Annotated in this window: 1 protein-coding gene; it reads left to right on the top strand. The window is 68.8% G+C overall.

Features of this window, described 5'->3' with window-relative positions:
• Nucleotides 1–324: 324 nt before the first annotated feature.
• The coding region (locus P3W75_RS07955; protein WP_276226823.1) for a CmpA/NrtA family ABC transporter substrate-binding protein at nucleotides 325–847 on the top strand (523 nt) is incomplete at its 3' end.

Raw genomic sequence — 847 nt, 5'->3', positions numbered from 1 at the left:
CTCCGCGATGGCCGCGCCCGTCATCCCCGCCACTCGAACTTTCGGGGTAATACTTATTGACCGTTGCGCCCGGCTCCCGGGCGGCTAAGGTGGAATACAGGCCCTGCCGATATCCCTGACGGTGCCCGTGCCAGTGTAATGTCTCGAGGATTGCTCCCTCCCTCTGCAGCCCCGCCACCCGGTGGGGCTTCTTTTTTCCGGCCTGGCACAGGCCTTGCTCCGCACTCCCCTGTCGCGACCCAACGGCGGGTCGCCCGCAGACACCGGCGTCCCTTCGCCCGCCCCCGGCGGCGCGAACGGACGGCCTTTTGCCCAGAGGAAGCGATGACCGACATTCCCGCCAACCTGCACCCGATCGCGTGGGTCGCCGGTTCCGATGCACCAGAAAAGAGCGCGCTCGACCTCGGCTTCATGGCCCTGAGCGACGCCGCCTCGCTGATAGTCGCCGCCACCCAGGGTTTCGCCCAGCCCTATGGCCTGACCCTCAACCTGCACCGGCAGAGCTCCTGGGCGCAGCTGCGCGACCGCCTGCTCAACCGTGAACTGGACGCCGCGCACTGCCTGTACGGCCTGGTCTACGGCGTACAACTGGGCATCGGCGGCGCCCCGGCGAGCGACATGGCGGTGCTCATGGGCCTGTGCCAGAACGGCCAGACCATCAACCTCTCCGCCGCCCTGCAGCGCGACGGCGTGACCAGCGCGGACGCCTTGCGCCACCTGGTCCTCGAACAGCGCACGCGGCTGACCCTGGCGCACACCTTCCCCACCGGCACCCACGCATTGTGGCTGTACTACTGGCTGGCCAGCCTGGGCATCCACCCGCTGCGCGACCTCGACACCCTGGTGG

This window comes from Pseudomonas citronellolis, assembly GCF_029335315.1.
Classification (GTDB): domain Bacteria; phylum Pseudomonadota; class Gammaproteobacteria; order Pseudomonadales; family Pseudomonadaceae; genus Pseudomonas; species Pseudomonas citronellolis_A.
The sequence above is the reverse complement of the archived record's forward strand: the minus strand, read 5'-3'. Positions and strand labels throughout refer to the sequence as shown.